An 8,680-nucleotide genomic window follows, 5' to 3' on the forward strand; every position below is an offset into this window, starting at 1 on the left:
AATGAAAAGGCAGCCTTGTCCAAAACCGTGTCCCGGTTTTGGACAATACCTCTGCTTCGCCTCTTAAACTTTGCGTACTTTGCCTGCCCAGTTGAATTGCTCGAAGAGCAAGCCCGAAGGGTATTCAACCGGGGCGGCTGGCCTGCCACGCGCTTCGCGTGGTTATTGTTTTTTATGACAGGGTTTCAGGAGTAAGTCACTAACGTGTCCTTCCGTATGTTCTGTGGGCAGAACCTCTTGGTTTGCTTTGAAAATGAAACAACCTGTTGTTCCGAAATATGTGCTAAGCGCTACTCCAGATTGGATGCAGCAAAATCCCAGTTCGCCAGCTTGTCCAGAACCGCCTGCACATAATCCGGACGGCGGTTCTGATAATCCAGGTAATAGGCGTGCTCCCAGACGTCAATGGTCAGCAGGGGCTTCATATTGTGCACAAGGGGCAGATCCGCGTTCAGGGTCTTGGTCACCTTGAGCCTGCCGCCTTCCAGCACCAGCCAGGCCCATCCGCTGCCGAACTGAGTCACCGCAGCGCTGTGCAGTTCCTTCTTGCAGGCATCTACAGAACCGAATGCTTCCTCCATCTTCTGCTTGAGAGCTGCCGGAGGTTCTTTACCACCCTGCGGGCTCAGGCTGTTCCAGTAAAATGTGTGGTTCCATACCTGGGCCGCATTATTAAAAATGCCCACCTTGTCCGCTTTGTTGTGCGTCGCCTGAATTACTTCCTCCAGGGATTTTCCCTCCAGGTCGGTTCCGGATATAAACTTGTTCAGGTTGGTTACATAGGTTTGATGGTGTTTACCGTAATGAAATTCCAAAGTTCTGGATGAAATAACCGGTTCCAGGGCATTCTGCGCAAAAGGCAGCGGCGGTAGTACATGCTCTGCTTTGTTCGCATTATCTTGACCCATAAAAAAACCTCCCTTTTTGCTTAGTTGAAAAAGCCCTGCACATACACGACATTTTCAGTTTGTTGACCTGCAGATATTTGTATCTGTTTAGCGCTTTTTTTGGAAAGCAGGGGACAGGCACTACGGAACCCGTTTGAGCATCGTTTTGTGCTCAAAACGACTCATTTTCTGGGACAGGTGGAGCCCGGAAGAGCCAGTCCCCGTGCCACATGCAAAGCGCTGACAGATACAGATATTTATATCTCCAGGCCTGTCTGTCAAGCAGTAACAGTTTCAAAGATACCCCGCAGCTTTTTCTTACCCCTGCCCCAAAATGTCGACACATGCCTAACGCGGGCTTTGCCCGCAACCCAAAAACATATTCTCACGCAAAAGCGCCTCAGTTAAATGGCTCCGCCTTCACTTCGTGAATTTATCGGGGCTGGCAAAGGTCGCCAAGGAAGACAGGATAATTTTTCATTTGTCACTCGTTTCTCGTGACAAATGAAAAGGCAGCCTTATCCAGAACCGTGTCCCGGTTTTGGACAATAGACCAGCTTCGCGTCTTTAACTTTGCGTACTAAGCCTGCCCTGTTGAATTGTTCGAAGAGCAAGCCCGAAGGGCATTCAACCGGGGCGGCTTTGCGGTGCAAAAGGGTGCCAAAACCGGCCCGGGGACAGTCCCCTGGCCTTGTGCCATTAGTCACACCCGAGGACCCCTGAATGGTTACCTATACCTTCTGGTTCAAAATCACTCAGAGGAAAAATATCTTGCCGGATTGGCAAGCAAGTGGTAATATGTATTTCCAGTGCTGATTTTTTTACAGTAACACTAACACTACAGCGAAACTTATATAATATTATACCTGCCTCAATTGGGGACAGGCACCCCCGCACTTATTTTCATTACAAATGATCTTGGTTTTATTGGAAAAAATAAGTGCGGGGAGAGCCAGTCCCCGGAGGGCAGTCATAAGTTTCGCTGTAGTGCTAACCGTAACCATTCAAAAAATAGGTGCAGTGCCCAGCATAACCGGGCTGTTGTCCAGAAACATCGATCTTTTGACAAGTTTCAGGGGTAACAGTTTAGCCATTTGCAGTGGCATGGGGACTGGCTCTTCCAGCCCTTGTTTTCTAAAGTTGAATTCACTTAAGCTTAATCGGAGTAAACCATGTCTCAGGACCCGGTATCCAAAGAGCTTTCCGGCCCATCACCGGAACAGTTTCAGGATCTGTACTCAAACGCCCCGATCGGTATCTTCACCTCCACGCCGGATGGGCGCTTTCTTTCGGTCAATACGACCATGGCCTGGATGTATGGCTATGATTCCCCCGAGGAGATGGTGGAGTCGGTGACGGACATTGCCCGGCAGATTTATGTTAATCCCGCCGATCGGTTTCAATTGCACAAGATGCTGAAGAATTCGGAATCGGCACGCAACTATAAATCCATGCATAAGCGCAAGGACGGCTCCACCTTCTGGACCATAGAGTCGGTGCGCGTCCTTCGGAACGAAGACGGAAGTGTGCAGCATATTAATGGATTCATCACTGACATTTCCGGTCTGGTTCAAACGAGTTCGCCGGATGAAACGCACGCAAAAATGTCCGAAAACAAGTCTTTTAAGACCGGGAGCCCAAACAGAGAGATCCTGCTTGAAAACATTATTGATCGTACCTCTATTCAGCAATTAATGAGCGATTTCTTTGACCTGACCGGTATCGGCGGGGCTCTCCTGGACTTGCATGGCAATGTATCAGCCTCCACCGGCTGGCAGCAGATCTGCTTTGAATTCCATCGAGCTCACCCGGAAACCAATCGCAACTGCATGGAGAGCGACAGGGTGCTCTCCCAAAACGTACGGCCCGGTGAATACAAGATATACCGATGCAAGAACAGCATGCTGGACATCGTGATGCCTATCATGGTCGAGGGCAGGCATGTGGGCAATCTGTTTACCGGCCAGTTTTTTTTCAAGGAAGAGCCTCCGGATCATCAAGTTTTCAAAGACCAGGCCGTGCGATACGGGTTTGATGAAGAGCACTATCTTGCGGCGCTGGAAAAAGTCCCCCTGCTGGACAAGGAGACCGTGACCAAAGCCCTCCGGTTCTATGTAAATCTGGCAGAAATTATCAGTACGGTGGGATACCACAATCTGCAGCTGGAACGGATTCTGAAGGAGCGGGAAGAGCTCCTCGAATCCTTGCGCGCCAGTGAGGAAATGTTTCGCTCCATTTCGGAAAACATTTTCGCCTTGATCGCGATCATTGATCCGCAGGGTCTTTACACCTACTGCAATGCCAGCTATTCTTTCATTCTGGGCTATGATCCTGAAAGCCTGATCGGGACAGAATGCTTCGCCATCGTACACCATGACGATAAAGAGCGAGCGCTCGCTCTTTTTCGTGAGGCCCTAAAAGGACACAAATCAAGACAACTGGAATTCGTCCTCAAGCTGGTCGCCAGGGACGGCAGCGCGAAATGGGTGGAGCACCGTGCTTCCCTGCTTCCCGACAACCAGGGCGGTTTCCGCGGCATCCTGCTGCTGGCCCAGGACGTGACGGAACGTTTTCAGGCCGAGAAGGAAATCAGGAAGTTCAAGACGGTTATTGACCAGGCTGTACACGGCAATGCTATTGCCGACATGCAGGGCAACCTTTTGTATATCAACGACTATTTTGCGCGCATCCATGGGTACAAGCCTGATGAATTGATAGGCCGGAACCTTTCGGTTTTCCACAACGAACAACAATTGAGGGAAGTCCAGAGCATCAACAGGATTCTCGCAAGTGACGGCAAGTTTATCAACAGGGAAGTCTGGCATACGCACAAGGACGGCACAGAATTCCCTATGCTCATGAGCGGTGTTGTGATCAAGGATGAACAGGGAGGCCCTGAATTCCTCGCGGCCACCGCCATTGATATCAGCGACCGTAAACTTGCAGAGGAGGCGTTGCAGGAAGAGCGTTTACGCTTGACCAACATCATCAAAGGCACCAACGTAGGAACCTGGGAATGGAACGTCCAGACAGGGGAAACAGTGTTCAATGAACGGTGGGCTGAAATTATCGGCTGTGCCCTGGATGAATTGGTTCCTGTTTCCATTGAGACATGGGAAAAACATGTCCATCCGGACGACTTCAAGATCAGCATGGATTTGCTGGAGCGGCACTTCAGCGGCGATATGGACTATTATGAGTGCGAAGTACGGTTGAAGCACAAAAACGGCAACTGGGTCTGGGTCCTGGATAGAGGCAAGGTGATATCCTGGACCGAAGACGGCAAGCCTCTATGGATGTTCGGTACCCATCTGGACATTACCATCCGTAAACAGGCTGAACAAACCTTGCTCCAGGCCAAGCAGCAGGCCGAGGCCGCCAACCGGGCCAAATCCGAGTTCCTGGCCAATATGAGTCATGAAATCCGGACACCCATCAACGGCATCATGGGCATGATGCAACTATTGCAGACCACCGACCTGGACAAGGAACAGAAAGAATATGTAAATCTGTCCATTACCTCAGCCAGTCGTCTGACCAGGCTGTTATCTGATATTCTCGACCTGTCCAGGGTGGAGGCGGGCAAAATGGCTGTCCATGAAGAGGAGTTCAGTCTGATAGAGCTGAAGAATTCCGTGAATGACCTGTTCAAAATTACTGCAAAGGAAAAAGGAATTTCCCTGGATTTCAGTATGGATCAGGCCCTTCCCGAAAGAGTTGTCGGTGATCTTTCCAGGGTCAGCCAGATCCTGTTCAATCTGGTGGGCAATGCGGTCAAGTTTACCGACCGTGGAGCTGTGAGTCTGGATATGATGCCACTGCCTCCCGGAAAAGACAAAGGTATCCAGATACTGTTTACAGTATCGGACAGCGGTATCGGCATGCCCGAGGATAAGATCAAGGCCCTGTTCAAGCCTTTTGCCCAGGTGAACGGCTCTTTTGCCCGTAAATACCAGGGAGCAGGCCTTGGCCTGGCCATTGTCAAAAGACTGGTGGAATTGTTGGCTGGTAAAATTTCCGTTTCCAGCACTTTGGGACAGGGGACGAACATATATGTAGTCCTGCCCTTCAGGCTGCCAGGAAAAGTTGCAGAGCCAAAGCCCAGGCAGGATGAACCCCCGCTCAAGGCTGAGAAGTCCCTGCGCGTCCTGCTGGCTGAAGATGACCCGAGCAACCAGTATCCAGCGCAGAAGCTGCTGGAAAAGGCCGGACACACAGTGACCCTGGCCGAGGACGGCCGGCACGTCCTTGACCTGATAAAGGCCCATGACTATGACGTCATCCTTATGGACGTGCAGATGCCGGTCATGGACGGGGTTGAGGCGACACAAAGGATCAGGAGGCAGGAGTCAGAGGTCAGGGATCATAGGTCGGAAACCGGAAGTCGGAAATCGGACCTCCGACATCAGGCCCAGGGCATTCCCATCATCGCCATGACCGCCTACGCCATGGCCGGTGATCGGGAGAGATTCCTGGAGGCCGGGATGGATGACTACCTGGCCAAGCCAGTGACCATTGAAGCGCTGAACTCAGTCCTTGGAAAGGTCCAGGAGGGCAGCTATGGTCACAAGAGCGACTGAAATATGTCAAAAGGTTCATCTCCCTTCAGTTACACGCAGGTTCGATCCCAGGCGTACCCGGGTGAGGAGCTTCTGAGTAACTAGGCATTTTCCGCGACCCTGCGCGGAAAAAGTGGCCCCTCCGGGGCATCATTCCTTTATTGTTCCCACGCTCTGCGTGGGAACATCTTCCGGACGCTCCGCGTCCACCAATCGTTGAGCACGGGGACTGGCTCTCCCGGCACTTTTCTTGTTCCCAGGCTCCAGCCTGGGGACACCACTTTTTTGTGGCTCCATTTCTCGTTCCCAGGCTCCAGCCTGGGAACGAGCGGTCTGAGTTACTTGCTGGTTCCGTCCCGGGCCACCCGGGTGGGATGATTACAAATACGGCTGCAACAGCTTGAACGGTTCTGACCCGACATTGTAGACTTTTTTCAGTTCGTTTTTGGGAAACTCAGGATCATCTTGCAATTGCCGAAGCATCTTTACATTCTCCTCATCCTTGAGAAAATCCTCTTTGGCATCTTCCAGGAGAAGCTGGATATATTTGGATACCTGCTTCTTGTCCGAGATGACGCCTTCTTTACTGAAGACGTTCTGCAGCCGCTGGTCTGTGATGTAGCGGTGGAATCTCTGGTTTAGTTCCTCGACAACCGGGTGCTCTTTGCTGGGCCTGGGTTTTTTGGTTTGCTTGTCGACCTCTTGAAATTTTTTGACTTTCTTTTTCAACATGAACGTGTAACCAACCGGCGAGAGAAGTATGCGGTTGTAGGGCTTGATGACCACGCCTTCAAGAACGTTCGCCCCCGTATGATCTTCAGGAGTCAACAGCGAATTGACGCCTTCAATCTGGACATCCAGAGCGGACTGCAGCCCGTGGAAAATACCCAGGCTGGGTACTATGTAGTGCTCAAACTTTGGTGGCATAACTGATTCGAATTCCCGATGAGCCAGCAAATAACCATCCCGGCGCATATCAAAGAAACGGAAGTCCCTGTTCTTCCCGTAGAAGACGCCCTTGTTGACTCCTGGCCCGAACAGCTCGCCGTAGAGCTGATAGACAACGTTTTCCTCCCTGGCCAGTTGAATAAAATAGTCCATGACCAGATCGTGGCTGCCGTCAAGGACTACCTCGCGCAGGCCGAAAAAATCCTCATCTGTTTCGAGCACCCTGTTTCTGGAAGCGAAATACGGCGTGCTTCCCGGTTCGAAAACAATACTGAAATTCGTCCCGTGGATTTTCTCCAAGACGATATACTCTTCCTCTTCAAGATTTGGATGGAATTCCTTCCAAAGTTCAATGCTCTTGGTTTGGTAGGTGTTATCCATGCTGGGGTATTTCTTAAACATTTCACCAACTCCATTCGGCTTTGATAACTAGTATTTGATGGACACTAAGGCGGGCTTTGCCCGCAACCCAGTAAAGAAAAGAGCTTTTTTGACAGGATTAACAGGATTAAGAGATTGTAATCCTAGCCAAAGGAGCAGACCCGGTTGAACCCTGCGTAACCATTCAGGGGGTGCCGGAACCGGCCCGGGGACAGTCCCCGCGACGCCTTTCCTGCACAAATAAAATATGACAAACGCTAAGTTGTGTGAACCTGTAAAGATAGTACTTAGCGGGGACAGTCCCCAAGCCTGGTGCCAGGAACTACAACTGAGTACCCCCTGAATGCTTACAACCCTGCTATGCCAGGGTGACTTACTCCTGAAACCCTGTCATAAATTAGCTGAAGCTGAACTCAAGAGCCGCCTGGGATCTTAGCGGCATTGAGCAGTTCCCGGATACTTCCAACGGAACCCATCAGGCTTGTTGACTCCAGTGGTATGAATATCCTGTCTCCTTGCTTTGCCACATTGGGCAGAGCCTCAATATATCCCTGGGCGATCAGGTAGCGCATTACATCCTTTGGATCCAGAGAAGCTCCGGTCGCCTCTGCCGCCTGCAAGACCAGGTTGATGGCCTTTTTTTCGCCCTCTGCCCGCAGGCTTATGGCCTGTTTTTCACCTTCTGCTCTCTGGATTTCAGCCTCCTTATCCCCCTCGGCCTTGAGTATCTCTGCCTGCTTGTAACCTTCGGCCTCTCTGACATGAGCCCGCCTGGCACGTTCGGCGGCCATCTGTTTGTTCATGGCGATACGTATGTCATCCGGCACGTCGATGTCTCTGATTTCAACACGGTTCACCTTTACTCCCCACTTGTTGCCGGCCTCATCCATAGTTACCTGTAAGCGGTCATTGATCTGTTGCCTGGACTCAAATATCTGGTCCAGCTCCATGCGTCCAATCTCAGAACGAAGAGAGGTCTGGGCAAGTGTCTGTACTGCCAGCACCAGATTCTCTGCACCATATATCGCTGAATGCGCGTCCATAATCTGATAGTATAAAACCCCGTCTATTTGAACACCCACGTTATCCTTAGTAATGACCTGTTGTTTGGGAAAGTCTAAAACTACCTCCCGCAGATCAATCCTTTTTTCAGTTCGTATCAACTTTTGCTCGTTTTCATACCGAACTATTGTAATAGGTCTGTGTCGGTCAATAATGGGGATGATCAGATTCAGGCCCGCCTCAATTGTGCGGTGGTAGCGCCCAAGCCTTTCTATGACCATTGCATGTTTTTGTGGAACAATGACCAATCCTTTAACTATAAGCACAACAAAAGTTATGGCTATCAGCATAATCAACAAACTCAAAACTTCTCCCATAGCGTAATCTCCCTTGGTTATATATATTAACACTACAGCGAAACTTATTTATTGACCTCCGGGGACTGGCTCTCCCCGCACTTATTTTTAAAATGCCGTCAAACATCCTTCAGAAAAATAAGTGCGGGGGTGCCTGTCCCCAATTGAGATACCATACTGTTTTTATAAGTTTCGCTGTAGTGTTAGGCGCTTAATGAAAATTTCAAACCAACATGTTGGTCGTAATAATCGGTTCCTGGTTCTTCGTTCCTGGTTACCTCTCGTTCCCAGGCTCCAGCCTGGGAACGTCTAGTTCTTGCGGCTCCAGCCGCTTCTCAAAAAATGTGTCTGCAGCCACAAAAAAGCGTTGTTCCCAGGCTGGTGCCTGGGAACAAGAAAGAAAAGAAAAGAAAAAAATCCCTGCTTGTATGTATATGTGTATATGGGACAGGCACCCCGGCACTTTTTTTTATTGAACAAGATACAGATTAGTGGCTTACTCCTGAAACCCTGTCACAAAAAACAAGAAAAATTTGAGCCATGACGG

Annotated in this window: 5 protein-coding genes; 2 read left to right on the forward strand and 3 right to left on the reverse strand. The window is 50.3% G+C overall.

Annotated elements, in window-relative coordinates:
• Window positions 1-195: hypothetical protein (locus QZP87_RS08090; RefSeq protein ID WP_291322414.1), on the forward strand; the 195-nt coding region annotated here is incomplete at its 5' end.
• 95 nt (window positions 196-290) lie between these two features.
• Here QZP87_RS08090 and QZP87_RS08095 read toward each other — a convergent pair.
• Window positions 291-908, reverse strand: a complete 618-nt coding sequence (locus tag QZP87_RS08095; RefSeq protein ID WP_291322415.1) for a superoxide dismutase — start codon at window positions 906-908, stop codon at window positions 291-293.
• Window positions 909-2,059: 1,151 nt separating this feature from the next.
• Here QZP87_RS08095 and QZP87_RS08100 point away from each other — a divergent pair.
• Window positions 2,060-5,467 carry a PAS domain S-box protein gene (locus tag QZP87_RS08100; RefSeq protein ID WP_291322416.1) on the forward strand — a complete coding sequence of 1,136 codons (3,408 nt, stop codon included), beginning with the start codon at window positions 2,060-2,062 and terminating at the stop codon, window positions 5,465-5,467.
• 357 nt (window positions 5,468-5,824) lie between these two features.
• On the opposite strand, the gene QZP87_RS08105 is transcribed toward QZP87_RS08100, so the two are convergent.
• Together QZP87_RS08105 and QZP87_RS08110 are read right to left on the reverse strand one after the other, a co-directional pair.
• Window positions 5,825-6,796: an RNA ligase family protein gene (locus QZP87_RS08105; RefSeq protein ID WP_291322417.1), complete on the reverse strand. Its 972-nt coding sequence runs from the start codon at window positions 6,794-6,796 to the stop codon at window positions 5,825-5,827.
• A 392-nt stretch (window positions 6,797-7,188) separates the two neighbouring features.
• A complete protein-coding gene (locus tag QZP87_RS08110) occupies window positions 7,189-8,142 on the reverse strand; it encodes an SPFH domain-containing protein (protein ID WP_291322418.1) in 954 nt (317 codons plus the stop codon).
• Window positions 8,143-8,680 lie beyond the last annotated feature (538 nt).

Origin of the sequence: Desulfonatronospira sp. (genome assembly GCA_003563255.1) — a bacterium.
Taxonomy (GTDB): Bacteria; Desulfobacterota; Desulfovibrionia; order Desulfovibrionales; family Desulfonatronovibrionaceae; genus Desulfonatronospira.